At 60.5% G+C, this 26,380-nt stretch carries 23 protein-coding genes; 4 read left to right on the forward strand and 19 right to left on the reverse strand.

What is annotated here, in order from left to right; translation table 11 throughout:
• Positions 1 to 74: 74 nt before the first annotated feature.
• The 14 genes from kdpB to OU997_RS20485 form a co-directional block, all read right to left on the reverse strand.
• Positions 75 to 2,126 (reverse strand): potassium-transporting ATPase subunit KdpB, encoded by a 2,052-nt coding sequence (gene kdpB, locus OU997_RS20420; protein WP_267808363.1) that lies wholly within the window; start codon positions 2,124 to 2,126, stop codon positions 75 to 77.
• A 12-nt stretch (positions 2,127 to 2,138) separates the two neighbouring features.
• The gene (gene kdpA, locus OU997_RS20425; protein WP_108488815.1) at positions 2,139 to 3,839 is read right to left on the reverse strand and encodes a potassium-transporting ATPase subunit KdpA; all 1,701 of its coding nucleotides are present in this window, start codon (positions 3,837 to 3,839) and stop codon (positions 2,139 to 2,141) included.
• A gap of 8 nt (positions 3,840 to 3,847) precedes the next feature.
• Positions 3,848 to 3,937, reverse strand: a complete 90-nt coding sequence (kdpF, locus tag OU997_RS20430) for a K(+)-transporting ATPase subunit F (RefSeq protein WP_090253391.1) — start codon at positions 3,935 to 3,937, stop codon at positions 3,848 to 3,850.
• Positions 3,938 to 4,145: 208 nt separating this feature from the next.
• Positions 4,146 to 5,690, reverse strand: coding sequence for a YdgA family protein (locus OU997_RS20435; protein ID WP_158271535.1), 1,545 nt, complete (start codon positions 5,688 to 5,690; stop codon positions 4,146 to 4,148).
• A gap of 214 nt (positions 5,691 to 5,904) precedes the next feature.
• Positions 5,905 to 6,984 carry an AI-2E family transporter gene (locus OU997_RS20440; protein ID WP_108488817.1) on the reverse strand — a complete coding sequence of 360 codons (1,080 nt, stop codon included), beginning with the start codon at positions 6,982 to 6,984 and terminating at the stop codon, positions 5,905 to 5,907.
• Between the two features lie 93 nt (positions 6,985 to 7,077).
• A complete protein-coding gene (locus OU997_RS20445) occupies positions 7,078 to 7,890 on the reverse strand; it encodes a DUF4892 domain-containing protein (protein WP_108488818.1) in 813 nt (270 codons plus the stop codon).
• Positions 7,887 to 8,549 (reverse strand): glutathione S-transferase family protein, encoded by a 663-nt coding sequence (locus OU997_RS20450; protein ID WP_267808366.1) that lies wholly within the window; start codon positions 8,547 to 8,549, stop codon positions 7,887 to 7,889. Before OU997_RS20450 ends, OU997_RS20445 begins: the two co-directional genes overlap by 4 nt.
• 51 nt (positions 8,550 to 8,600) lie before the next feature.
• Positions 8,601 to 9,464, reverse strand: a complete 864-nt coding sequence (locus tag OU997_RS20455; RefSeq protein ID WP_108488820.1) for an alpha/beta fold hydrolase — start codon at positions 9,462 to 9,464, stop codon at positions 8,601 to 8,603.
• Positions 9,461 to 10,270 carry an alpha/beta fold hydrolase gene (locus OU997_RS20460; protein ID WP_267808368.1) on the reverse strand — a complete coding sequence of 270 codons (810 nt, stop codon included), beginning with the start codon at positions 10,268 to 10,270 and terminating at the stop codon, positions 9,461 to 9,463. The genes OU997_RS20455 and OU997_RS20460 overlap by 4 nt, the downstream gene beginning before the upstream one ends.
• A 213-nt stretch (positions 10,271 to 10,483) precedes the next feature.
• Positions 10,484 to 10,930, reverse strand: a complete 447-nt coding sequence (locus OU997_RS20465) for a hotdog fold thioesterase (RefSeq protein WP_108488822.1) — start codon at positions 10,928 to 10,930, stop codon at positions 10,484 to 10,486.
• 66 nt (positions 10,931 to 10,996) lie between these two features.
• Positions 10,997 to 12,661, reverse strand: a complete 1,665-nt coding sequence (locus OU997_RS20470) for an AMP-binding protein (RefSeq protein WP_267808369.1) — start codon at positions 12,659 to 12,661, stop codon at positions 10,997 to 10,999.
• Positions 12,662 to 12,775: 114 nt separating this feature from the next.
• On the reverse strand, positions 12,776 to 13,240 hold the full coding sequence (gene sixA, locus OU997_RS20475) for a phosphohistidine phosphatase SixA (protein WP_108488824.1): 465 nt from the start codon (positions 13,238 to 13,240) through the stop codon (positions 12,776 to 12,778).
• Between the two features lie 25 nt (positions 13,241 to 13,265).
• Entirely contained in the window at positions 13,266 to 13,613 is a 348-nt protein-coding gene (locus tag OU997_RS20480; RefSeq protein ID WP_267808370.1) for a DUF4389 domain-containing protein, read from the reverse strand.
• Positions 13,614 to 13,645: 32 nt separating this feature from the next.
• Positions 13,646 to 14,668 (reverse strand): NAD(P)H-dependent glycerol-3-phosphate dehydrogenase, encoded by a 1,023-nt coding sequence (locus OU997_RS20485; protein WP_108488826.1) that lies wholly within the window; start codon positions 14,666 to 14,668, stop codon positions 13,646 to 13,648.
• 250 nt (positions 14,669 to 14,918) lie between these two features.
• Between OU997_RS20485 and OU997_RS20490 the strand changes: the two genes are divergently transcribed.
• From OU997_RS20490 to fabB, 3 genes are all read left to right on the forward strand, one after another.
• Positions 14,919 to 16,841: a response regulator gene (locus tag OU997_RS20490; RefSeq protein WP_108488827.1), complete on the forward strand. Its 1,923-nt coding sequence runs from the start codon at positions 14,919 to 14,921 to the stop codon at positions 16,839 to 16,841.
• A 173-nt stretch (positions 16,842 to 17,014) separates the two neighbouring features.
• Complete coding sequence (gene fabA / locus OU997_RS20495) at positions 17,015 to 17,530, forward strand: 3-hydroxyacyl-[acyl-carrier-protein] dehydratase FabA (RefSeq protein ID WP_108488828.1); 516 nt, start codon at positions 17,015 to 17,017, stop codon at positions 17,528 to 17,530.
• A gap of 12 nt (positions 17,531 to 17,542) precedes the next feature.
• Positions 17,543 to 18,763 carry a beta-ketoacyl-ACP synthase I gene (gene fabB, locus OU997_RS20500; RefSeq protein WP_108488829.1) on the forward strand — a complete coding sequence of 407 codons (1,221 nt, stop codon included), beginning with the start codon at positions 17,543 to 17,545 and terminating at the stop codon, positions 18,761 to 18,763.
• A 62-nt stretch (positions 18,764 to 18,825) separates the two neighbouring features.
• On the opposite strand, the gene OU997_RS20505 is transcribed toward fabB, so the two are convergent.
• Positions 18,826 to 19,473, reverse strand: a complete 648-nt coding sequence (locus tag OU997_RS20505; protein WP_108488830.1) for a hypothetical protein — start codon at positions 19,471 to 19,473, stop codon at positions 18,826 to 18,828.
• A 195-nt stretch (positions 19,474 to 19,668) separates the two neighbouring features.
• Between OU997_RS20505 and OU997_RS20510 the strand changes: the two genes are divergently transcribed.
• Positions 19,669 to 20,430 (forward strand): TSUP family transporter, encoded by a 762-nt coding sequence (locus OU997_RS20510; RefSeq protein WP_371920607.1) that lies wholly within the window; start codon positions 19,669 to 19,671, stop codon positions 20,428 to 20,430.
• Here the strand turns inward: OU997_RS20510 and nudC are convergent.
• The 4 genes from nudC to OU997_RS20530 all read right to left on the reverse strand — a co-directional run bounded on the left by nudC (position 20,398) and on the right by OU997_RS20530 (position 26,260).
• Positions 20,398 to 21,228 (reverse strand): NAD(+) diphosphatase, encoded by an 831-nt coding sequence (gene nudC / locus OU997_RS20515; protein WP_108488832.1) that lies wholly within the window; start codon positions 21,226 to 21,228, stop codon positions 20,398 to 20,400. The genes OU997_RS20510 and nudC overlap by 33 nt on opposite strands.
• A gap of 2 nt (positions 21,229 to 21,230) precedes the next feature.
• Positions 21,231 to 22,910 carry a ferrous iron transporter B gene (locus OU997_RS20520; protein ID WP_108538002.1) on the reverse strand — a complete coding sequence of 560 codons (1,680 nt, stop codon included), beginning with the start codon at positions 22,908 to 22,910 and terminating at the stop codon, positions 21,231 to 21,233.
• 50 nt (positions 22,911 to 22,960) lie between these two features.
• On the reverse strand, positions 22,961 to 23,773 hold the full coding sequence (locus OU997_RS20525) for a crotonase/enoyl-CoA hydratase family protein (RefSeq protein ID WP_267808372.1): 813 nt from the start codon (positions 23,771 to 23,773) through the stop codon (positions 22,961 to 22,963).
• A 228-nt stretch (positions 23,774 to 24,001) separates the two neighbouring features.
• Positions 24,002 to 26,260, reverse strand: coding sequence for an Orn/Lys/Arg decarboxylase N-terminal domain-containing protein (locus OU997_RS20530; RefSeq protein ID WP_267808373.1), 2,259 nt, complete (start codon positions 26,258 to 26,260; stop codon positions 24,002 to 24,004).
• Between the last annotated feature and the right edge of the window lie 120 nt (positions 26,261 to 26,380).

The raw sequence follows: 26,380 nt of genomic DNA on the forward strand, positions 1-26,380 counted from the left end.
ATTCTCCACTCTTCACTTGTAAGGTGGACAGCACAGGGCATGTCCACCATTGCGCGATAAGGTTCGCTAGGCGGTTAAACCAGTCCGATCGCCACCAACAGCAGATCAATCAGCTTGATCCCGATAAAAGGCGCGACCAAACCGCCTAGACCATAAATGAGCAGGTTGCGCCGTAGCAGGCTCGCCGCATCAGCGGCTTGTACACGCACCCCGCGCAGGGCCAGCGGAATCAGCGCGACGATGATCAGCGCATTGAACACGATGGCCGAGAGAATCGCGCTCTGCGGGCTGTGCAGCTGCATCAGGTTGAGTGCGCCAAGCTGCGGGTAGATACCCGCGAACAGCGCCGGCAGGATGGCGAAGTATTTGGCCACATCGTTGGCCACCGAGAAGGTGGTCAGTGCGCCACGGGTCACCAGCAGCTCCTTGCCCACCTGCACCACGTCGAGCAGCTTGGTCGGATCGGAATCGAGGTCGACCAGGTTGGCCGCCTCACGCGCCGCCTGTGTACCGTCGTTCATCGCCAGGCCCACATCGGCCTGGGCCAGCGCCGGTGCGTCGTTGGCGCCGTCGCCGCACATGGCGACCATCTTGCCTTCGGCCTGCTCGGAGCGGATGCGTTGCAGCTTCTTCTCCGGGGTGGCTTCGGCGATCAGGTCATCGACACCCGCTTCGGCCGCAATCGCAGCAGCGGTCAGGGGGTTGTCACCGGTCACCATCACGGTGCGGATGCCCATGGCGCGCAGCTCGGCGAAACGCTCGCGGATGCCGGGTTTGACCACGTCCTTGAGGTGGATGGCGCCAAGCAACTGACCGTCGCCGGCTACCAGCAAAGGAGTACCGCCGCTCTGGGCGATCTTCTCGATCTCGCGGGCCAATACCGGCGGCACGTCACTGCGCTGGATGCCCAGATAAAGCAGCACCGCATCCACCGCGCCCTTGCGGTAGCTGTGACCGTTGTAATCAGCACCGGACAGACGGGTTTCGGCGCTGAACGCGATCGACTTGATTTCACTGCGCTCCGGCTCCTGCATGGTACTGAGCCCGCGCAGGTATTCGACAATCGACTTGCCTTCAGCAGTGTCGTCCGCCAGCGAAGCCAGCAATGCCGCATCGCTAAGCTGCTTGCCGGATACGCCCGGTGCTTTGTACAGCGCGCTGCAACGGCGGTTACCGAAGGTAATGGTGCCGGTCTTGTCGAGCAGCAGCACATGCACGTCCCCCGCTGCTTCCACCGCGCGGCCGGACTTGGCGATCACATTCAGACGCACCAGACGGTCCATGCCGGCGATGCCGATGGCCGAGAGCAGGCCGCCGATGGTGGTCGGGATCAGCGTCACCAACAGTGCAGCGAGGTACACCAAAGGCAGATCACCGCCAGAGTAACGGGCAAACGGCTGCAGGGTCGCGACCACCAGCAGGAAGATCAGGCTCAGACCAATCAGCAGAATATCCAGCGCCACTTCGTTGGGCGTCTTCTGCCGCTTGGCACCTTCGACCAAGGCAATCATCCGGTCCAGGGTCGACTCACCGGGATTGCTGGTGATCTTCACCAGCAGCCAGTCGGACACCACCCGGGTGTTGCCCGTCACGGCCGAACGGTCGCCGCCGGACTCACGGATCACCGGCGCGGATTCACCCGTAATCGCCGCTTCGTTGACTGCAGCAATCCCTTCGATCACCTCGCCATCGCCAGGGATCAATTCACCGGCCTCGACCCGCACGATATCGCCACGGCGCAAGCTGCTGGCCGCCACGGTCTCGAACTGCTGACCATTCTTGCGGCGCGCATTCAGACCCTGACTGCCGGCCTTGAGGCTGTCAGCGCGGGCTTTGCCACGCCCTTCAGCCAGTGCTTCGGCGAAGTTGGCAAACAGCACGGTAAACCACAGCCACAGGGCAATCTGCACGGCCAGACCGGTAGACACCTGAGGGTTGGGGATAAAGCACAGCACAGTGGTCACCACGGCCGTCAGTTCGACCACCAGCATCACCGGTGAGCGCACCAACTGACGCGGGTCAAGCTTGACGAAGGCCTGGCGCAGCGCGGGTTTCCACAGCGCGGCGATCGAGGTTTTCGGTTGTTGCGCGGCGCTGTTCAGCACCGGTTCGGTACGGGCGTTCATCATGGTTCTCCCTTAGAAGCCCTGGAACATAGTCATGTGCTCAGCAATCGGGCCCAAGGCCAGTGCCGGCAGGAAAGTCAGGCCACCAACCAACAGAATGGTCAGGGTCAGCAAGGTGACGAACAGCGGGCCGTGGGTCGGGAAGCTGTTGCTGCCTACGGGCGCACGCTTCTTCGCCGCCAGACTGCCGGCAATGGCCAGGATCGGCAGGATGTAGCCGAAGCGACCGATCAGCATGGCCAGGCCAATCATCAGGTTGTGGTACGGCGTGTTGGAGCCGAAGCCACCGAAGGCCGAACCGTTGTTAGCCGCACCAGAGGTGTAGTTGTAGAGAATCTGGCTGAAGCCGTGCGCGCCCGGGTTGGTGACCGAAGCCGCCGGGCCCGGCAAGCTGGCCGCCAGCGCGCCGAGTACCAGTACGCCAACCGGCATCACCAGCAGGGTCGCCACCAGCAGGCGCACTTCGCGCGCTTCGAGCTTCTTGCCGAGGTATTCCGGAGTACGACCGATCATCAGGCCGGCGAGAAACACCGCGATCAGCACGAACAGCAGCATGCCGTAGAGCCCCGCACCGACGCCGCCGAAGATCACTTCGCCAAGCATCATGTTGAACATCGGGATCATCCCGCCCAGCGCGCTGAAACTGTCGTGCATGGCGTTGACCGAGCCGTTCGACGCTGCGGTAGTGGTGACCGCCCACAGCGCCGAAGCGGCGATGCCGAAGCGACTTTCCTTGCCTTCCAGCGAACCACTCTGCTCAATCGGCAGCGCAGCCAGGGCCGGGTTCGGCTGATGCTCGGCATACAGGGTCACACCCAAGCCGAGCACGAAGATGATCAACATGCAGGCCAACAGCGCACGGCTCTGGCGCAGATCCTTGACGTAATGACCGAAGGTGAACAACAAGGCCGCCGGAATCAGGATGATCGAGGCCACCTCGAACAGGTTGCTCCAGGCCGTGGGGTTCTCGAACGGGTGCGCCGAGTTGACGCCGAAGAAGCCGCCGCCGTTGGTGCCTAACTGCTTGATGGCAATCTGACTGGCTGCCGGGCCAAGCGGTACGACTTGATCGGTGCCGCCAAGAGTGTGCGCCGTAACGTATTCAAGGAAGGTTTGCGGCACGCCCTGCCACACCAGAAACAGCGCCAGCACCAGACAGAACGGCAGCAGGCCATAGAGCGTGGCACGGGTCAGGTCAACCCAGAAGTTGCCGACGCTGTTGCTCGAACGACGGGCAATGCCGCGGCAGAACACCACCAGCACGGCCAGACCGACTGCCGGGCTGACAAAGTTTTGCACACCCAGGCCAACCATCTGACTGAAGTAGCTGAGCGCGGCTTCGCCGCTATACGCCTGCCAGTTGGTGTTGGTGACGAAACTCACGGCGGTGTTGAACGCCAGCGTCCACTCCAGACCCGGCAACTGCTGGGGGTTGAGCGGCAGACTGCCTTGCAGCATCAGGATGGCGAACAGCGTCAACAGGCTGACCAGGGTGAAGGCCAGCAACGCCAGGGCGTAGGTTTTCCAGTCTTGCTCAGTCTTGCTATCGATCCCGGCAATCCGGTAGCAGAGACGCTCGACCGGCTGCAGCACCGGGCTCAGCCAGGTTTTCTCGCCTTCCATCACCCGGTACAGGTAACGCCCGATAAAGGGCGCTGGCAGCAGGACCAGGGCGAAGAACGCCAGGATCAAGGTGAAATCGTAACTGTGCATATGCGCTCCTACGCCTGATCGGCGCGCAGCAGCGCAACCAGCAGATAAATGAATAGTCCCAAGGCCAGGCCCAGGGACACCCCGTCGAGAATGCTCATGTGTTTGCTCCTTATTGCGGTGGCTACCGCTTGGGGCAAATTGTCGGCAACCAGGGCGTAAAGGAACGAGTGCGGGGGATGCCACCCGGCATAAAGAAAGCGTAAAGATCGTGGGCCACGGACAAACAAAAACGGCCAGGCGCCCTGCTTTACAGGTCGTCTGGCCGTATGTGGCGCTCGCTACGCCCTGGGCGTAGCACTGAAGGCGTTACTGAATGGGGCTTTCAGCCTCGCTTTCGTCCAGCAGCATTTCCTCAGCCGGGGTTTCAGGGGCCATGCCCGCCAACCCACCACCGCTGCTCATGGCCAGTGCCACGAACTGTTCTACGGTCATCTGCTTGCCGTTGAAGGTCACCTGATCGTTGGCGTACTGCAGGCTGGAGCTGATGTCCTGCCCCTGCACCACCGCCAGTTCGCTGGCCACCGCCATGCCACTGGCCATTTCACCCACCATCGCCGCCTGCTGGGCAATCGCTTCCTTGTCGGTTTCCCCGGCCAAGGTGGCCTGCACGCCAATCACATCAGTAATCATCGCCTTGGAGACCAACAACTTGGCATCCAGCTGGGCGATCAACTGCTTGGCCAGTTCAGGCGCCGGCAGGTCGAAGGACGCCGGCTTGTTCAGGTCCAAGCCAAAGCTGAAGCTGCTCTCGCCGTTGGCGGTCTTGAATGCCAGCTTTTCCAGGGCCAAACCCGGTTTGCCGGCCAGCAGTTTTTCCAGATCAGTCTTGAACTGCTCGGTTTGCACGTCGGTTACTTCCGGCATACCGGTTTCACTGTCGATCTTGCCGTCCTTTAGCAGCGTGCCGTAAAGCTCGACCATGGATTTCAGTGCAGCGGCATCAAGGTTCTTTACGCTCCAGTGCATCTGCGAAGAACCGATATCCGTGCCCTGGTAGCTGATCATGCCGACGTCATAGCTGTAACGTGCCGAGAGCTGCTGGTTGGCTTCGCTGGTTTCATCGCGCTGGACAAAATCCTTGATCAGTACCGGGGCATTCTCGCCAACCTGCAACTCGATCAGTTGCAGGCGCACTTCGTTCTGCCCCAGGTAGAAATCACTGACGCCTTTACGCGTGTTGCTGTCCAGGTTCATGCCCTTGAATTCGATACGCAGGTCTTCATCGCTGTCCAGTTTGGCGCTGATCTTGAAGCTGTCCATCAAGCCCGTGGCGCTGATCTGCTCGGCGTCGGCCGTGGTATCAAAGTCAACATTCAGACCAGTGAAATCGATGCGAGTCTGCTCATCGAGATCCAGCTGCAAGGGTTGCAGGCGCAGATTTCCTTGCATTGAACGGTCATAACCAAGGCTGACCTGGCCTTGCAGCGGTGCACCACTCTGACTGGCGGCAAACCAGGCGTCCAGCGCCGGGCTGCGTTCCAGGGCGTAATTGCTGGTGGCCATGACCGGCAGCAATTTGAATGCCTTGAGTCGCGACAACGGGAAAGGACCGTGCTCGATATGATCGATCATGGTCCATTCGAAGTTGGCCGGGGCCTCGCCGTCCAGACTCCCCACCAGTTTGATGCGGTAGCGCGCATCGCTGCTGAACAGCTGCTGCTCCAGTGAAACCAGTTCGACCGTGGCACTGAAGCCGACAGCCGGCAGCGTCTTGGCCATGTCTTCGTTGGCGTTCTTGATCGCCGTATCCAGCACCGTAGGCAACTGCTGGCCGGTGTACCAGGCGCCTGCCGTACTCAATGCGCCAAGGGCAACAATAACGCCGATGGCGCTGCCTAGAATTTTCTTCATGAAGGGTATATCCGTTGCTTGGTTAAGAGGTCTTCCCTGTTGCCACAGGCAGCGCCAGAGACGCGACATGTGGTTTGAGGTGCAGCCGCCAATGGCTGCTGCAAAGCGCGTGCAAGGCTACCACCCGGCCCAGCGGCGACCAAGCGGGGCCGCAGAAAATCCACAGAAAATGCCAACCCGCTCGAACAAGTCGGCGGGTTTCCAGCAACGAGGCTCAACTGTGCGACGTGTCGCGGTTCTCCGGCTGCTGTGCAACCGGTTGGCCAAGCGGCGCCTCAACCCAGTCGCTCAGCAGGCTGTAGGCCACTGCCAGCAGGGTGGGCCCGAGGAACAGCCCCATAAAGCCAAATGCCAGGATGCCACCGAACACCCCCAGCAGCACCACGATCAGCGGCAGGTTGCCGCCACGGCTGATCAGGTACGGCTTGAGGATGTTGTCCACGCCGCTGATCACCAAGAACCCCCAGACCAGCATGAAGATCCCCATGCCAACTTCGCCCTGCCAAAACAGCCAGGCCACGGCGGGCCCCCAGATCAGCGGCGGTACCATGATCAGGCTGAAACCGAAGGTCAGAATGCCCAGTATCAGCGCCCCCGGTACCCCGGCGATGGTGAAGCCGATCCAGGCCAGAATGGCCTGCGCCGCAGCGGTCCCGATCACCCCATTGACCACTCGTTGCACGGTGCCGGCGACCAGCTCCAGGTAATGCTCGGCACGCTCACCGATCAGACGCTCCAGCAGGCTCTCGGCAAAGGCCGCCAGGCGTGGGCCGTCGCGGTAGAAGAAGAACACCAATACCAGGCTCAAGGCCAGCTCGACCATGCCACCGCCGATCCGCGCACTGCGCGCCAGCAACCAGTTGCCCACCTGCCCCAGGTACGGCTGCACCGTGGCGAACAATGCCGCGCCCTGCTGGTCGATGGTTTGCCAGAAACCCAGGAGGTTTTCCCCAATCAGCGGCACATCAGCCAACCAGGTCGGAGCCGGCGGCAGGCCGTCAACCTGGAAGTCCTTGAGCATGCCAGTCAGGTCCTTGATGTGGTCGGCCAGGTTCAGCCCAAGCATCACCAGCGGCACCGCCACCAACAGGGTCCACACCAGCGTCAGCACACCGGCGGCCGTTGCCTGACGGCCACCGAGCAGCCGGGTCAGCACACGCATCACCGGCCAACTGGCAAACGATAATACGGCCGCCCAGAACAGCGCTGACCAGAACGGCGCCAGCACCCACAGGCTGGCGCCCAGCAAGGCCAGTAGCAGGATCTGCACGAGCAAGCGATCGTTATTGGCCATTCAAACAGCTCCCAGCAAAAGCGCAAAAAGGCTCTGCCACAAGGGGCAGAGCCACGGCAGTAAAGTGCGGCAAGGTTACCGGCAAATAGGGGGTCAGCGCAGCACGTTGAGTTGCACGCCACTGACATCAGGCTCGCCCAGCTCCAGCCGACTGGCACGCACCCGCTGTTCAATCAGGGCTTCACGCCAGGCTTCGGCCTGAGCGCCACTGATGCTGACCCGCAGTGTGCTGTCGAGTTTAAGCGTACGCGCCAGCAGTTCGACCCAGACCGCGCTGGGCTCAACCTGCTTGCTTAACTGCAATGCACCGCTGCCCTTGAGCTGGCGCTGCAGGGTGGCCGGTGTCGGCATCACATCCGCCAATGGCGCATTCGCCGCCAGCCGTTCGGCATGCAGGTACGCACGCTTGTTGCCACGGGTGATGCTGTACAACGCCAGCAGGCTGTCCTGGTGCGGCGCGGCCAATCGCAGCAAAGCATAGCTCTGCTGCTCATCCGATCCGGTCAGGGTCGCGTTGTCAAAAACGGCGTTGGCCCACAGGCTGCTGGAGCCACATTCACGACCCACACACCAGTAGAGCAACTGCGCATCCTGCGCCTGCAGAGCTTCACGGGCGCTAGCAAAGGCTTCATTGGCCGTGTGGGTGCGTGGCAGCTCATAGGTCACGGCGGTCAGCGGGCCCTGCACCGTCACTTCACGCTCATAGCGCAAGGTGCCACTGATGCGACGAATCGCCCCCTGCGGGTAGATGCGCTCCTGTTCGGTGAGGTTTTTGAAACTGACAATCTTGCTGTTCGCGAAGCGCGGAAGGACGTCAAGGTCCTGGCTGCCTGGAACATCAGCACAGGCCACGGCACTGGTCAGCAGCAGACTCAATCCGAGGCCGTAACGATTAACGCCGCTCATTTGATCAGCATCGCTTGGGCAGCTTTGACGACTTTTTCACCGTCTGCTTCGCGCTGTGGCACCAGCAAACCACGCTGCACAGCTGGGCGCGCAGCCAGCTCACTCATCCAGCGCTGCAGGTGCTCCAGGCCATCGACGGAAACACCGGCCCAGCCATGGATACGCACCCAGGGGTAGGTGGCAATATCGGCGATGCTGTAGTCATCAGTCAGGTACTGCGACTCGCTCAGGCGGCTGTCGAGCACTTCGTAGAGGCGGCGGGTTTCGTGCTGATAACGGTCGATCGGCCCCTGCAGCTTTTCCGGGAAATAGCGAAAGAACACGTTGGCTTGCCCCTGCATCGGGCCGACGCCACCCATCTGGAACATCAGCCACTGAATCACCCGCGAGCGACCCTTGACGTCACTGGGCAGCAACTGGCCGGTTTTCTCAGCGAGATACAGCAGAATGGCACCGGATTCGAACACGGCGAAATCATCATTAGCGCGGTCGACAATTGCCGGGACACGGCCGTTGGGGTTGATCTTGAGAAAGGTGGGACTCTTCTGTTCCTGCTTGTCAAAACTCAGTGCCCGGACGTTATAGGGCAGCTGTAACTCTTCCAGTGCGATGGACACTTTATGGCCGTTGGGGGTGGCGGCGGTATACAGGTCGATCATGTGGGTCTCCATGGCTATCGACCACACCTTTCCCCAGTTGCCTTTAGCAAGTCAAGGCGAACCCAGGAATGCTTTGAAACAGTCTGCTACCAAGCCAGCACCCGCGTCGTCATCCAAGTGCAGGTGATGGCCACCAGGCAGCTGAGCCACCTCGAGGGGAAGATCGGCAACCAGCTCGCGGATGCTTGGCTGCACCAGCAACATGCCCTGCTGCGCCATCACCAGCTTGGTCGGGCATTGCAGGCTGCGCACAAATGCCAGCGCATGGGCGTGTGTCAGGCGCAGTGGCGACGGCAGGGTCAAGCGGCTGTCAGTGCGCCAGGTATAACCACCAGGCACCGGCATCAGGCCACGCTGAGCAAGTAACTCTGCGGCTTCACGACTGACCGCACCTACCCCACGCATGCGCGCTTGCACAGCTCGGTCGAACTCGTCATACACCGGTTTGCTCTTGCCAGCCAGGGCCAGCTGCGCCGTGAGCGCTTCACCCAGCTTCTGCGGCGCCGTGTCCGGCTCACCGGTGTAGGGAATCAGTCCATCAATCAGCGCCAGACGTTCGATTCGCTCCGGCATCGCACCGGCCAGCAACACCGAAACAATCGCGCCCATGGAATGCCCGAGCAACGAAAAGCGCTGCCAGCCGAACTGCTCGGCAACCTGCAGCACATCGTGGGCATAGTCCCAGATGGCGTAACTGCCACCGGGCGGGCGGTGATCGGAATGGCCGTGGCCGGCAAAGTCCAGAGCCACGATGCGCAGCCCCGGCAACAGCGGCGCCAGACGGGCGAAGCTGGCGGCATTGTCCAGCCAACCGTGCAGGGCAATCACCGGCAGACCGTCTTCCGGGCCATACAGATGGGCTGCAAGCTCGATATGTGGCAGGCGCAGACGCACTTCTTCGAAATTCAGGCTCATGCACGTTGCTCGCTTACAGGGTGTCCAGCCCAGCGCTGGAACAGCTTTTTCAGCAACTCCGCGGTGTCTTGTGGGCGTTCCAGGGGAAACATATGCCCGCCAGGCAACGTCAGGTACTCGCCCTTCGGCACGCGGCGCACCAGATGGGCGTGATGCGGCATAACCACTCGGCTGTGCCGGCCGCGAACCATCGCCAGCGGCACCTTCAGCTGCTGCGGACGACCAGGGCTGGTGTGCGGCACGCTGCGGTAGATACTGATTTCCGTAGCCGGATCAAAGCGCAGGCGCAGGTTATTGCCCGTTGCTTGCAGGCCGTGTTGCACATAGGCATCCAGGCAGTCCGGATCAAAGCGACGGAACAGCCCCTTGCCGGCGAAATAACCCCGCGCCTCGGCCAGGTCAACAAACTCTTCCCGCCGCCCCAGGGTACGCCCGGCCGGGGTAATACGGTCGATAAAGCCAAAACGCTTGGCGGCGCGAATCACCATTTTGTCTGCCAGGGTCAGCACCGGCGAATCAAGCATTACCACCCCACGGTACAGCTCGGGGCGCAGCAAAGCGGCGTGATAATGCAGTACGCCACCGAGGGAATGGCCAACACCCCAGACTGGCTGCTGGCTGGCTTCAAGATGGTGGATCAGCTCATCGACCAGGTTGCTCCAGTTGTCGTTCACCGGGAAACGCGGGTCATGGCCATGCTGTTCCAGGTGCTGCACCGAGTAGTCAGGCGCCAGCGCGGCAAACAGCTTGCCGTAGGTGGCCGACGGAAAGCCGTTGGCATGGGCAAAAAAAACGGGCTGGTTCATGGCGGCGGCTTGTCAGGGAAGTTACGGATGATTGTCCGGCAGCCTTGCCGATGCGGCAATGACAAAACGGCCAGTGAATGACGGCACTATAGCCAAAGCTGATGGGAGGCCCGCCAGTTGACTCGACGCTGACGGGTCGCGTTAGCCGCAAGCGGCTTGCCGAGCTTGCTTGTAATGCAGCAGGACCGACAAGCAGCAAACTTTGCGCAGGTTCTAGCGTTGCGCCGGGCCGTTCTCACCCAACGGCACAATGGCCATAGTCAGCCGGGAAATGCAGCTGGCCTTACCATCCTCGCCACTCAGGCGGATATCCCAGACATGGGTGGTACGCCCCAGGTGCACAGGCCGCGCCACGGCCGTAACCCGTCCACTGCGCAGACCGCGCAGATGGTTGGCGTTCACTTCCAGGCCGACGCAGTAGAACTTGCTGCTGTCGATGCACAGGTGGCTGGCGGTGGAACCGAGGGTTTCCGCTAGCACCACCGAGGCACCGCCATGCAGCAGGCCGTAGGGTTGGTGGGTCCGCGCATCGACCACCATGCTGGCGGTCAGCGACTCGTCATCGAAGGCGTCAAAACGAATATCCAGTTGTTCGCCAATGGTGTTCTTCAGAAAGCCATTGAGCTGAGCCAGGTTCGGGGTTTGCTGCCAGAGGGCCATGGTTTGTCCTTTAAGGTCGATTCAGCCAGAACGCGGCCAGCACACAGCTGCCGGCCACATGCCAGATCACTCGTGCCAGAGCACCGTTTCACTGCGTTCGGTCCATTCGCCGAAGCGTTCGCTGTAGGTGCCTTCCACCACCGCGCGCTTGATCTTCAGGGTCGGGGTGAGGAAGCCGTTATCCACCGCCCAGACTTCTTTGACCAACACCAAGCGTTGCAGACGCTCATGCTTGTCGAGGCTCTGATTGACCTCTTCCAGCAGTTTTTTCAGGCTGTTCTCCAACTCGCCACGGCCACTGGCGGACTCGCTGCGGCCGACATCGGAGAGCACACAGAGCGCCATCGGCTGTGGCATACCATCGCCGACCACACAGACCTGCTCAATGCGCGAGTGCTCACCAAGCAGGTTCTCGATCGGTGCCGGGGCGACGTATTTGCCCTTGCTGGTTTTGAAGATTTCCTTGATTCGCCCGGTCAGGCGCAGGTTGCCTTCACCGTCCTGCTCACCCTTGTCACCGGTACGCAGGAAGCCGTCGCGGGTGATGGTTTCTGCGGTTTTCTCCGGGTCCTTGTAGTAGCCCTGCATGGTCGCGCCGCTGCGCACCTGCACCTCACCATCCTCGGCGATGCGCACCTCAACGCCAGGGCTGTTCTGACCGATCCAGCCTTGTTTGAATTTGCCCGGCCGGCAGACATGGGAGTAACCACAGTTCTCGGTCATGCCGTAGACCTCAAGCACATCCAGGCCCAGGCGTTTGTACCAGTTGAGCAGCGCCTCAGGCACCGGCGCGGCGCCAGACAGAGCGTAGCGCACGGCGTCCAGGCCGAGGCCGACCAGCACCTTCTTGCCGACGATGCGACCGATGATCGGCAGTTTGAGCAGGAAATCCAGTTTCTCCGCCGGCATCTTGCTGTAGACGCCCATCTGGAACTTGGTCCAGATACGCGGCACGCCGAACATCACGGTTGGCCGCGCGCGTTTGAGGTCTTCGAGGAAGGTGTCCAGACTTTCGGCGAAGAAGATCGTCTGCCCGGCGTAGATCGAAGCCAACTCGACAAACATGCGCTCGGCCACGTGGCACAACGGCAGGTAGGACAGCACCCGGTCATTTTCGCCGACGCCAAACAACTCGGTGGCGCGGCTGGCGGCAAAGCCAAAGTTGCTGAAGTGATGCATCACGCCTTTCGGCGTGCCGGTGGTGCCGGAGGTGTAGATAATGGTGGCCAGCTGATCGGCGGCCGGTTTGGGGTTGTCCTGAATCGGCGTACAGGCCTGCAAATCATCCCAGGTAAAGCTGAACTCACCCTGCGGACGCAGCGGCAGGCCAATGGTCGGCACGCCCTCAGGCACACCCGCCAACATGGCTGGCCAATCGTCCAACTTGCCAACGAACACCAATGCTGCCTCGGAATGGCGCAGCACCTGACCGACCGAATCGGCCGTGAGGTTAGGGTACAGCGGCACGGAGACGTGTCCGGCCATCCAGATCGCCAGATCGGTGACGATCCAGTGCGCGCAGTTCTTGGAAATGATCGCAATGCGGCTGCCCTGCGGCAATTCGCGGCTGCGCAGCCAGTTGGCCGCACGGCGCGCCTGCTCGCCGACGTCGGCCCAGCTCAGTTCCTGCAGCTGGCCGCCCGGCAGCGGCTGCACCATGTAGCGTTTATTCGGGTGCCGAGCCTCACGCTCATAAAACACCTCAAGCGGCAAACGGATAGCATCAGCCACAGGGCTTCCTCCTTTGTTGTTTTTGTGGAGCCAACCAAGCAATTGCTTGGTCGGACTATTCCACGCACAAAGGCGGCCCGCAAGAGGAGAAATGTTTCGGTGTGTAGTGCGCTGTCAGCGATATGCCGGGTGCTTGTGGAGCGACAATTTCATTAATCCGGCCAGCAGTTCATCGCCTTCCAGCAACGCCAGGCTGGCGGTGTTCATTGGCAACGGTTGCTGGCGGTGGCCGTGGATCAACAGCCCTGCCAGGCTCCCCACCAGCGGTTGATGGGTCACCAGCAGCAGCTCATCGAGGACAACGCCACCCAACTCACGCAGAGCTTGGCGCAGATCGCTTTCCGGCGTCAGCCAGGGCACGGTTGCCCGTAGTCCGCTGAAACCCAGCGCCTCACAAAACAAATCGGCGGTCTGCTGGGCTCGTACATAGGGGCTCACCAATACCGCCTGCAGCGGCTGTCCCAGCATGTAATTGGCAGCCTCACGCACCTGCTGCCGACCATAGGCCGTCAAATTGCGTTCGGCATCGCTGCGGGCCTGCGGCTCAGCCTCACCATGCCGTAACAACCAAAGCTTCACCGCACGCGCCTCCCTGCACAACAGCTCATAGTTTCGGTTCTTCGTCACGTGCCGGATGGGGCGCGGGGGCAATGCTGTGCGGGATTTCACCCCGTGGTGCTTGCGCGGTTGGCCAATCAGCGAACGGCCAGGGTTTATCGTCCGTATTGAAGGTGCCGAAGCGGCCAATCTGCGCCAGGTACTGGCTCAGGCTGTCACCAAAGCCCAGCAGGCCGGCATTCGGTGCACCGTAGAACAGGCGATATCCCAGTTGCAGCAGCACCACGACCCCCAGGAGGATTTCCGCCAGTTGCCAAACGATGACGAAAATCACCATCCAGAGAATGCGCAACAGTATCGATTCACGCTCAATATCCTGATTACTTTCACTCATGCTCATCTCCTTAAGGGTCGTAACGTTAAAACTCAAAAACCGCTGATGGGGATAAAGTCGACGTCGGTCTTCGGCTCACCGCGCATCAGAGCGCCGATCACCTGATCCAACGTGCGCCCCTCGAACAGAATGGCATGCAGGCCAGCCACTAACGGCATGTACACCTGCAACTCCTCGGCTTTGGACTTCAGCACCTTGATGGTGTTCACCCCTTCCGCCACTTCACCCAGACGCGCTACGGCCTCCTCCAGACTCAATCCCTCCCCCAGGGCAAAACCAACCTGGTAGTTGCGGCTTTTGGCCGACGAGCAGGTGACGATCAAGTCCCCAACCCCCGCAAGCCCGAGGAAGGTCATGGGGTTGGCGCCCAGCTTGACCGCAAAACGGGTCATTTCCGCAAGTGCGCGGGTAATCAGCATGCTCTTGGTGTTTTCGCCCATGCCCATGGCCGCCGCCATACCGGCGATGATCGCGTAGACGTTCTTCAGCGCCCCGCCCAGTTCGACGCCAAAGCGGTCGCCACTGGCATATACGCGAAACGTGCGACCGTGTAACGCGGCCTGCACCTGCCGACAGAGGTCTTCGTCCTCACTGGCAATCACCGAGGCCGTCAAAGCATGCTCAGCCACCTCGCGCGCCAGATTCGGCCCAGACAGCACGCCAATGCGCGCCTGCGGAGCAATGTCCTCGAGAATCTGGCTCATCAGCAGAAAGCTCTGCGCCTCGATGCCCTTGGTGGTGCTCACCAGCAACTTGCCGCTAAGCAGCTCGGCCGCTGGCTGCAAGGCCTGGCGCAAGGCACTGGAGGGCAAGGCCACGAAAATAAGCTGACAGGCATTCAAGGTCGCGCTCAAGTCAGTTACCGGCTCAACACTCGGGTGAATCTTGATGCCTTTCAGGTAACGGGGGTTCTCCCGGGTCAGCCGAATCGCCTGAGCCTGTTGCGGGTCACGCATCCAGTGCAGAACCTGTTGACCATTCTCGGCCAGCAAATTGGCAATCGCTGTGCCGAAGCTACCGCCGCCAAGCACAGCAATGGGGTGCTGATCAGTCATAACGCATCCGTGGTAAACCATTAAAAGTGGCGAATTTCTCGCATTATACGGCGACACCTGTATGCAGCCAGCTTTTAGCAGTTTGCCTGGTACTGGCAAAGCCAGGCCGCTCGGTTAACATGCAACCTTTAAAACGCAAACAAGGTTGTGGCGTGATCTATTGCACCCAAGCCCGGCTTCTCCCCGAGACCTCACACAATCGGCCGGTTCGCCAGTTTTCGCAACGCCTGCGTAATAGCGGAGGAGCCCGATGATTCTGCGCCGCGGCTGGAATATCCATACCCGCACGCAGCTGATAAGTGTCGGGCCCGCCTTGCTGCTGACCCTTCTGCTGACCGGCTTTTTTACCTTCGCCCGCTTGCAGGACCTGCGTCAGGAACTTAACCACTACGGCCAGTTAATTGCCAACCAACTAGCTCCGGCAAGTACCTACGGTGTGATTTCCGGCAACTTCGGCGTGCTCGATGCCTTGTTACAGGCGACGCTGGAAACTCCACATGTGCGCTTTCTCGAAGTACGCGACCGCACGGGCAAGATTCTCGTGTATGTCGAGCAGACGCCCGGCAGTGGCCATGCCAGTAGCCAGGTTGAAATTTTCCAGGCGCCGATACAGCGTCCCAGTCTTGCCATAGGTAACCCTGCCGCAGCAGCTAGTGCGGATGCCTACCTGGGCTATGTTGTCGTCGGCATGTCCAATGACGCGTTCAACACCCGCCAACAGGAAATCCTGTTCAAGGCCACCCTGCTCGCTCTGTTCGCCCTGGCCCTGACCTTTATTCTCGCCCGCCGCCTGGCTCGCCACCTGTCGCAGCCGCTTAGCGCCATGGGTGAAGCCGTCAGTGCGATTCAGGCCGGTAACTACCAGACCACCCTGCCCGAAGTCGGTGAAGGGGAATTGCAGGCGCTCGCGCGGCATATCAACAACCTCGCACACGGCCTGGCCAGCGCCAGTGAAGAACAACAACGGGCCATGGCCCTGCTGATTCAGGCGCGCGAACAGTCGGAGCTGGCCAACCGCGCCAAATCTGACTTCCTGGCGATGATGAGCCACGAGTTGCGCACGCCGATGAATGGCGTACTGGGCATGCTGCAATTGCTGGAAACCACCGAGATGACCCAGGAGCAGGCGGAATACGCCGCCCTGGCTACCGAGTCCACCGAGCACCTGCTGAAAGTCATCAACGATATTCTCGACTTCTCGCGCATCGAACGCGGCGCGCTGGAACTGGAGCGCATCCCATTCAGCCTGCTGGATCTTTTGCATAATTCGATCCAGGTGTTCCAGCACAGCGCTCAGCAGCGCGGCCTGCAACTGCAACTGGAACTGCAGAGCGGTGTGGAACACCTCCAGGTGCAGGGCGACCCAACGCGGATTCGGCAGATTCTGGTCAACCTGATCGGTAATGCCCTGAAATTCACCGAAAGCGGCAGCATTCGCGTGCATGCCAGCTGGCAGGCGCTGGATAACCAGGTGCTGTGGTTCAGCTGCGCCGTGCACGACAGCGGCATTGGCATCTCACCTAAGCGCCTGGAGCACATGTTCGATGCTTTCCAGCAGGCCGACACTTCTATTTCAAGACGTTACGGCGGCACCGGGCTGGGTTTGCCCATCGCTCGCACGCTGGCTGAGCGTATGGGCGGCACTTTGCGCGCGGTCAGCGAAGAAGGTCAGGGTTCGGTATTCACCCTGGAAATCCCCCTGCCGTTTTCCCAGCAGGCCGCCGAGGTGGCCCATGACCACCGGCCTCCAGGCCAGAGTGGCCAGGGTCAGCCGGTACTGCTGGTTGAAGACAACCCGGTCAACCAGACCGTGATCGAGGCCATGCTACGCAGCCTGGGCTACCAAGTCAGCCTGGTCGGCGATGGCGCTCAGGCTGTGCACCAGGTCACCCAGCAGAATTACGCGGCGATTCTAATGGACTGCCGCCTGCCGATCATGGATGGCTACGAAGCCACCCGGCAGATCCGCCGCCTGGCAGATTGCGCTGAACTGCCGATCATCGCCCTCACCGCCAATGCCCTGCAGGGCGACCGCGAGGCCTGCCTGCAGGCGGGGATGAACGATTACCTGGCAAAGCCGTTCAAACGTGCCGATTTGCAGCAAATACTGCAGCGTTGGCTACCCCCTCGACCTTCGACGGGTAGTCAAGAAGGCCCAACTGCTGCAGGCTAGAGCCAGGCATTCAGAACAGTCGCGTAAAAGCGGAGTACAACTGTACTCACAAGGCTGTGACTTTCACCACAACGCAACAGTCTATGACTAGGCTGTTGGCAGGCGCAGAGGCTGCGTCGCCAGCCAGGACGATTCGCCCAGCCTTGGCGCATGGGACATATTGAGGAGCTCGCATGACCAAACAAAACGCCTTCACCCGGGAAGAACTGCTCGCCTGCGGTCGCGGCGAACTATTCGGCCCAGGTAATGCGCAACTGCCCGCGCCGAACATGCTGATGATCGATCGCATCACCCACATCAGCGACACCGGCGGCAAGTACGGCAAGGGCGAAATAGTCGCCGAGCTCGATATCACTCCTGACCTGTGGTTCTTCGCCTGCCATTTCGAAGGCGATCCGGTGATGCCAGGCTGCCTGGGCCTGGATGCCATGTGGCAGCTGGTCGGTTTCCACCTCGGCTGGCAGGGCAACCCCGGCCGTGGCCGCGCCCTCGGTTCGGGCGAAGTGAAGTTCTTCGGCCAGGTCCTGCCGACTGCCAAGAAAGTCACTTACAACATCCAGATCAAGCGCACCATCGCCCGTTCCCTGGTACTGGCCATTGCCGATGGCACCGTCAGTGTCGATGGCCGCGAAATTTACAGTGCCGAAGGCCTGCGTGTTGGCCTGTTCACCTCTACCGACAGTTTCTAAAGGATTCTCTACATGCGTCGCGTCGTGATTACCGGCCTGGGTATCGTTTCCTGCCTGGGCAATGACAAAGAAACCGTCTCAGCCAACCTGCGCGCTGGCCGTCCGGGTATCCGTTTCAACCCGCAATATGCTGAGATGGGCCTGCGCAGCCAGGTATCCGGCTCAATCGACCTGAATCTGGAAGAGCTGATCGACCGCAAGGTCTATCGCTTTATGGGTGATGCTGCGGCATTTGCCTACCTGTCGATGGAACAGGCGATTAAGGATGCGGGGCTCAGCGCGGAAGAGATCTCCAGCCCGCGCATCGGCCTGATTGCAGGCAGCGGCGGTGCTTCCACCTTCAACCAGATGGAAGCAATGGACATCCTGCGCGAGAAAGGCGTCAAGCGCGTAGGCCCGTACCGCGTGCCGCGTACCATGGGCAGCACTGTATCCGCCTGCCTGGCCACGCCGTTTAAGATCAAAGGCGTTAACTATTCAATCTCTTCGGCCTGCGCCACCAGTGCACATTGCATCGGTAATGCCGTCGAGCAGATTCAACTCGGCAAGCAAGACATCGTCTTTGCCGGAGGCGGTGAGGAAGAACATTGGAGCCAGAGCTTCCTGTTCGACGCCATGGGTGCCCTCTCCACCCAGTACAACGAAACCCCGGAGAAAGCCTCGCGTGCCTACGACGCCAAACGTGACGGCTTCGTGATCGCCGGCGGCGGTGGCATGGTGGTGGTTGAAGAACTCGAGCACGCCCTCAAGCGTGGCGCGAAAATCTACGCCGAAATTGTCGGCTATGGTGCCACCTCCGACGGCTACGACATGGTCGCACCGAGCGGTGAAGGTGCGGTGCGCTGCATGCAGCAGGCCTTGGCCACCGTCGATACACCTATCGACTACCTCAACACCCACGGCACCTCGACACCCGTCGGCGACGTGGCCGAAAGCCGCGCAGTACGTGAAGTGTTCGGTGACAAGGCACCGGCGATCAGCTCGACCAAGAGCCTGTCTGGCCACTCGCTGGGTGCTGCAGGCGTACAGGAAGCCATCTACTGCATGCTGATGATGGAAGGCAACTTCATTGCCGGATCAGTCAACATTGATGAAATAGACCCAGAAATTGCCGATCTGCCGATTCAACGTACAACCGTTGAGAACGCCAAGATCGACACCGTGATGAGCAACAGCTTCGGCTTCGGTGGCACCAACGCCACCCTGGTGCTCAAGCGCTGGGCAGGCAAGTAACCCCCTGTTCTTGCTGCACAAGAAAGGCCACCGTGACGGTGGCCTTTCTTATTGCGGAGAGTTTATTGCCAGTCTTTCAGCGCCTGCTTGGCCGCCGGATTCATCGGTTCAGCCAGCAGGCCGGCAGGCGTCAGGTTGATACTGAAAACGGCTTCGTCGGCCAGCGGCAGATAGTTCACCCGACGCGCCTGTGGGTCGAAAATGAACAGATCATGCGAACCCAGCCGCAACCAGCGCCACAGGTCAATACCATAGGGGCTGCGCGCCAGTTCGACACGGGTATGCTGTGCCAGGCTCTGCTGCTCAATGGAAAGAAAACGCCCGGAGAGCTTTTCCAGCCGAAAGCCCGGCTGTAGACCAATCAACGCAGCCAACCCCTTCCACTGGAGAAGGCGTGCATCCAGCTGCCAAAGATCGCCCTCCATCGTCAGCGTACGCTCCTGGGCGCCCTCCAGCACACTCACACGGTACAGCGGGCCATCGGCCTTGAAGCTCAGGGTCGCCAGTGGCTTGCCTGCGGCAACCGGTGCGTAGCTGTACAAGTCATAGGCAAGCACAGCAATCAACGCCGTCAGCGCGACAAAGGCCAGGCCGCAAGTACCGCGCAACCAACCCAAAAACCACTGCCGACTGAACAAAATGCGTGCGGCCACAAATGCCGCCAGTAGCGCCAGCAATGCCATTGCCCAAGCCAGTCCGCCGTATTGCATCGCCTTGCATTCCTTATGCGGTGAATTGACGGCATTATGCGCAGCTACCTGACTGGCGAACAGACGAAGTCACGCACAATTAGACACAGCGCGTATTTTGCCGGCTTATCTGGCAAGCTGCCGGTGATAAGCCGACGCTACACGCGATCAAACCTCTTCCGGTAATTGCTCATGGCTTTCCCGTTTGATTTCGGCATGGAATTGTCGACCCTGGCGATTCTGGCTCTGGTGGCCTTTACGGCTGGTTTTATCGATGCAATCGCCGGAGGGGGCGGCCTGTTGACCATTCCCGCCCTGCTCACCGCCGGTCTGCCGCCCCACCTGGCCTTGGGCACCAACAAACTCTGCGCCACCTTTGGCTCTGCGATGGCCAGCTACACCTTTTACCGACGCAAACTGTTCAACCCTAGCCAATGGCGTAACGCTCTGACCGCCACAGCCATGGGCGCCCTGATGGGCGCGATACTGGCGCACTGGCTGCCATCGGACTGGCTCAACCAGTTCTTGCCTGTGGTGGTGTTCGCCTGCGGTCTGTACCTGCTGTTTAGCAAACCGCCCACCGCACCGCTGACAACCGATGCCGCGATTGCCAAGGGGCGTCAGTGGCCGCAGGGTCTGACGCTGGGTTTCTATGATGGCGTAGTTGGCCCCGGCACCGGCGCGTTCTGGACAGTCAGCAGCCTGCTGCTGTATCCGCTCGATCTGGTGAGGGCCAGTGGCGTGGCACGTAGCATGAACTTCATCAGTAACGCCTGCGCCCTGAGCATCTTCATCATCAGCGGCAAGGTCGCCTGGCTGCTGGGCATCAGCATGGGCCTGGCATTGATGGCCGGGGCGTTTCTTGGCGCACGGACAGCGATCAAAGGCGGCTCAAAGTTTATCCGCCCGGTATTCATCATGATGGTGCTGGCGTTGACGGCTCGCTTAGCCTGGCAGCACTGGTTCGGGCAGGCCTAGACGACGCGCGACATAGACGTCGATCAGGTAGCGGGCAATTGAGCGCGGAGCTGGCAGAGGCGGCAGGTCATGGACACTGAACCAGCGCGCATCCTCGATTTCATCCACCTGCATGACAATCTCGCCCGACGCGTATTCGGCATGAAACCCCAGCATCAGTGAATGCGGAAACGGCCAGCCTTGGCTACCCAGGTACTGCAGGTTGCAGATCTCCACACCGACCTCTTCGCGCACCTCGCGCGCCACGCAGTGCTCCACCGATTCGCTCGGCTCAACAAAACCCGCAAGCGTGCTGTACACCCCGGCCACGAAACGTGGCGAACGAGCCAGAAGAATTTCATCGCCGCGGGTAACCAAGACGATCATGCTCGGCGACAGGCGCGGATAATGTTGCTGTTCGCAACCCGCACAGCGCATGGCCCGCTCACCAGGCACCTGTTGCATCGCGGCACCGCAATGCCCACAGAAGCGGTGCTGCGCAGCCCAGGTGGAGGTTTGCGCGGCGTAACTGAGCAAACGGAAGGTGTCGCTATCATCGCCCTGCAGCATGAATTGGCGCAGGCCTTGCCAGAGGAAACCCGGCATGTCATGTAACTGCTGCAGTTCAAGCAGATAGACAGCATCGCCCTTGAAATAACCCAGGCCATGCTCGGCGACCACCGATAAGTCCTGTTTTTTCAACCACTCGCGCGGAAACAATACGCCATTGCTGTCTGCCAGAAAGTGCTGCTGACAATGTACCAGCGCCCAGCCGCCCGGCTGCTGACAATCAAGCACCTTGGGTTGCCAAGGGAGCATGTTCAAACCTCCAACGACATGCCCAGCGCGCGCACGCTCTCGGCTGCAAGATCAAGCACGCTCGGCTGAGTTTCCGGCCTCAGCACAGCGCCGCCCTCGAGGTAGTACTCAAGGCTGCTCAGGGCATCGGCCAGGGTTTCCAACATCTGTTCGGCCGGCATTTGCTGGGCATCGAACATCTGCGTCTGGATGTAATCTGCACAGGCACCCACCAACCCTGCCGCACGCTCCTGCCCAAGGAACCATAAGCCGCCACGCACAGCTTGAAGACTGAACGGTACATTGGACAGGTGCATGCGTTCGCCGCCTGACTCCAGGTATGCCGTGATTGCCCGCTTAGCCAAAGCTAGGCCTGCCTGAGCTTCATCCACCACAACAATCCGCGCCTCGGTGAGTTGGTGCAGGGCAAAGGACTCTGCCTCATCACCCGGTTGCACCTGTGCAGGACGCGCATCACGATGCTCACCACGCTCCAGGCTGGCGACCATACCTTCGACATACAGCACGGCATCCGCCAGTCTGTGCAGCTCCTGGGCGTGCGGCGGGGACGCCTCACTCCAGCTGGCCACAGTTTGCAACTGCGCACCCAGCGCATTGCCCGCTGAGCTGAGCCCCACCATACCGAGGGTTTTGCTTAATTTGCCGAGCAGCGCATGCAAGCTAACAAGGCTTTCGCCTTGCAACGTGCCGCGCTCGATCAGGTCAAGCATATCCTTGACACTATTGAGCTCTTCGCGGATAGCCGAACTCAGCGAGCGCATAACCGCCTGCCCCGGGCCGGCGAGACGCTGGTATTCCTCTTCCAACATGTGGTCGGTAAATGGCAGCGGCATCAGCCCGAATACGTCACTCAAGGTTGTCGCCAATGGACCGCGGGTATCGGCCAATGCCACCAGATACAGCAACTCTTTAAGCAGGTTACGCGGCGCTTCGTATTGGCCATTGATCAACAACTGCTTAAGTTCGCGATCAATCCGCGAGAACAGCTGCTTGCGCGACTTGCGTGGCAGCAGTTGTCCATCAACCTGCGCTTCAACTGCTGCGCAACCCACCCAACACAAACGACCGCGCGGCTCATTGGCGAACAGGCTGTCGAGGCGAGTCAATGCACGCCCCATCAGTTTGAGACTGGCCTGAGGATTCTGCTCACGAAGGAAACCGAGCAGACCAACCTGATACATGTGACGCAGACGACGGCCTTCCCCTTCGCGCGCTGCGCCATCAATCGAGGCAGGCGCCGTGCGTGGCCGGGCATGGTCGAGACGCACGCTGAAAAAGAAGCTTTCCGGCAAGGCAGGTTGACCGCCCGCTTGACGTAGATCATTGATGGCCGGCAGCAGCAGTTCCGGCATTTCCTGACGATGTGCCTCGACGTTTTCCAGGTAGCGGCGCAATACGTGCAGCGCATTGCTCAGGGCAGACAACTGGACGTCGCGTTCCTCACCGGCACCGGCTGGGATATCGGTGGCTTGATCGAGTACTTCCTGCGCCAGCAGTTCGGCACCGGCCAGCTCGATCAGGTTCAGCGTGCCGCGCACTTGATGCAGGCTTTCCACCGCCTGCTGCAGCAGGCTGCCGTTGTTGCGATCGGCAATGAATTGCTCAAGGCTCGACTCGGCCTCTTCCATGGTGGTGAACAGTTCATCGCGCACCAGATTAAGCGACGTGGCTCCGGAAACCATGGGCAATTACGCCTCCCGCGCCTGAATGAAAAATAACTGTAAGGGCCGCATCAATCAGCGAACTCCGGTTTCTGCTTGCTCATGTGCGCCGTCATGGCCACACGCAGGTCGGCCGACTGCAGCATGGCCGCGTTCCAAGTGGCGATGTATTCGAGGCCATCGTCGACACGGTGGTCGCGCATGTAGCGAATCATTTCCTTGGTACCACGGATGGCCACTGGCGACTTGCTGGCGATCTCGCGGGCAATGCCCATCACACCATCAAGCAAAGCATCAGCGTCAGCATAAGTACGGTTGACCAGGCCGATGCTGCGCGCCTCCTCACCGTTGATGGTGCGCCCGGTAAAGGCCAGTTCGCGCATCATGCCGTCGCCGATGATGCGTGGCAGGCGCTGTAACGTACCAACGTCGGCGGCCATACCGATGTCGATTTCCTTGATCGAAAACTGCGCATCAACCGTCGAATAGCGCATGTCGCAGGCCGATACCAGGTCAATGGCGCCGCCCAGGCAGTAACCCTGAATAGCCGCCAGGACTGGTTTGCGGCAGTTGTCCACGGCATTGAATGAGGCCTGCAGTTCGAGAATCTTGCGCCGCAGTTTTTCGGCATTACGGCCGACATCCGGGCCCAACTGACTACCGACCGAGGCCAGCATCATCAGGTCGATGCCTGAGGAGAAGTGTTTACCGGCACCGGAGATCACCACCGCACGCACTTCATCGGTGTCATCGATCCAGCGGAAAATCTCGATGATCTCGCGCCAGAAGTCCGCGTTCATCGCATTGACCTTTTCCGGGCGATTGATCACCACATGGGCGACCTTATCTGCCAACACGACATTAAAGGCTTTGTAGTCGGACACGGCAGTCATCCTCAGCAGGGGCGCAAGCGCAAGATGGAAATTTTCTTATGGTAAAAATCGAGCAACTATAACAACCAACCGACAAATGTCGATGCTGGCCACTGTGACGCAGGGCACGTCATTAAAGTTAAGCTCAATTTTTACCTATCGGCGATAAGCGCTTGATCTACAGAGGTAAGCCGCACAGCACAACCAGCCTGCCGCTTAACGCGGCAGGCTGGTCAAGTGTCAGGCCTTAATGCAGTCGACGGTATAAGCCCCATCCTCACGCTGCAGACCGTGCACATCGGCATCGAAACCGGGGAAGCTGCGGTCGAACGTACGGGCAAACGCCAGGTAATCGATGATCGAACGGGTCTGCGCGGTAAACCGCTCACCGGGCATGATGAGCGGGATTCCTGGCGGATAAGGCACCAGCATCACCGCAGCAATGCGCCCCTCCAACTGCTCGATTGGCACCGCCTCGACTTCACCACGCACCAGTTGGTTATAAGCATCGGCGGGCTTGATCGCCACCTCTGGCAGCACCGTGTACATGCGTTTGAGGGCCTTGGCAGTGGCGTTTTCGCGGTAGCAGGCATGCAGTGCATCGCACAGATCACGCAGGCCCATGTCCTGATAGAAGGTCTTGCCGGCCTGAGCAATCGACGGCAGCACATCACTCAACGGCAAGTTGGCGTCATAGCTGCGTTTGAACTCCAGCAATTCGGTCAGCAGCGTGCTCCACTTGCCCTTGGTAATACCCATAGAGAACAGCACCAGGAAGGAGTACAGCCCGGTCTTCTCTACCACCAGGCCGCGCTCCCAGAGGAACTTGCTGACCACCGCCGCCGGTATGCCACGCGCATCCAGCTTGCCGTCTGCAGTTAAGCCCGGCGTCACCAGGGTCACCTTGATCGGGTCGAGCAGCACATAGTCTTCGGCCACCTCACCAAAACCGTGCCAGTCGGCTTGCGGTTGCAGCAGCCAATCCTGGGTGGCCACATCATCGGTGCCTTCGGCCTTGGCCGGCTGCCAGATGCTGAACCACCAGTCATCGGCACTGAGGTTTTGCCGCAGATTGGCCAGGGCACGGCGGAAACTCAGGGCTTCATCAAAGGTTTCCTGAATCAGTGAGCGCCCGGCCGGGCCTTCCATCATCGCCGAGGCCACATCCAGTGAAGCGATGATGCCGTACTGCGGTGAGGTGGAGATGTGCATCATGAAGGCTTCGTTAAAGCGATCCCGATCCAGCTGACGCTTGCCACCGTCCTGCACATGGATCATCGAAGCCTGACTGAACGCGGCCAACAGCTTGTGAGTGGAATGGGTGGTGAACACCAGTGGCGTGTCTTCGCTGCGCGCGGTGCCCATGCCGTAACGCCCGCGGTAAAACTCATGAAATGCCGCATAGGCGTACCAGGCCTCATCGAAATGCAGCACCTCGACGCTGTTGCCCAAGGTCTGTTTGATCAGCTCGGCGTTGTAACAGAGGCCGTCGTAGGTCGAATTGGTCACCACCACCAGCTTGACCATCGCGCCACTGCTACTTGGCACACGGCCGCGCGCCAGCGGGCTGGCATCGATCTTCGCCTGAATCGACTCACGACTGAATTCGCTCAGCGGAATCGGACCAATGATGCCCAGCTCGTTACGCTCCGGGCACAGATAGAGCGGAATCGCCCCAGTCATGATGATCGAATGCAGGATCGACTTGTGGCAGTTGCGATCCACCAGCACCAGGTCGTCGCGGCCGACCATGGAGTGCCAGACAATCTTGTTCGCCGTCGAGGTGCCGTTGATCACGAAGTAGGTGTGATCGGCACCGAAATTGCGCGCCGCGCGAGCTTCGGCCTCAGCAAGCGGGCCCGTGTGATCGAGCAGCGAACCCAGTTCCGGCACCGATACCGAGAGATCAGAACGCAGGGTGTTCTCGCCGAAAAACTGGTGAAACGCCTGCCCCACCGGGCTTTTGCGATAAGCCACACCGCCACCATGGCCGGGCGTGTGCCAGGAATAGTTGGACTGCGCAGTGTGCTGCACCAGCGCCTTGAAGAACGGCGGCAACAGGCAATCCAGGTAATTGCGCGCGGCGCGAGCCACTTGGCGGGCCAGAAATGGCACGGTGTCTTCGAACAGATAGAGAATGCCGCGCAGCTGATTGAGATCGACCATGGCCTCGGCCGGCGCGTTTTCGATGGTTACCTGCTCGCCCAAGGCAAAAATCGGCAGTTGTGGCGCACGGCGGCGAGCGATGCGAATCAGCTCGACCATGTCCTGCAACAGGGTCTTGTTCTCCCCTGCACCTTCGGCGGCGACCAGAATGCAGGCCAAACCATGGTGCGTGGAGGCCACGATGCGCCCCTCGGCGGAGCTGGCGGTAGAAAGGATACTGAAACCGTCCTGCTCCAGTTCTTGGGCGATGGCGCGTACCCGGTCACCGGCCACGGTATCGGCCTTGATGTCGCGGTGCACGATCAGGACGGGGAACTTGAGGTCTTTATACATTGTGGCGTCCCTGAGTGTGACAGGCTGAGCCTGCCTATCTCATCAGGGTAGAGGCTGGCTCCGCCAGGCGGAACCCCCTCTGCGTGACGCTGTACGAAAAGGTCGCGAGTGGATAACTCA

Source organism: Pseudomonas sp. SL4(2022) (assembly GCF_026625725.1).
GTDB lineage: Bacteria > Pseudomonadota > Gammaproteobacteria > Pseudomonadales > Pseudomonadaceae > Aquipseudomonas.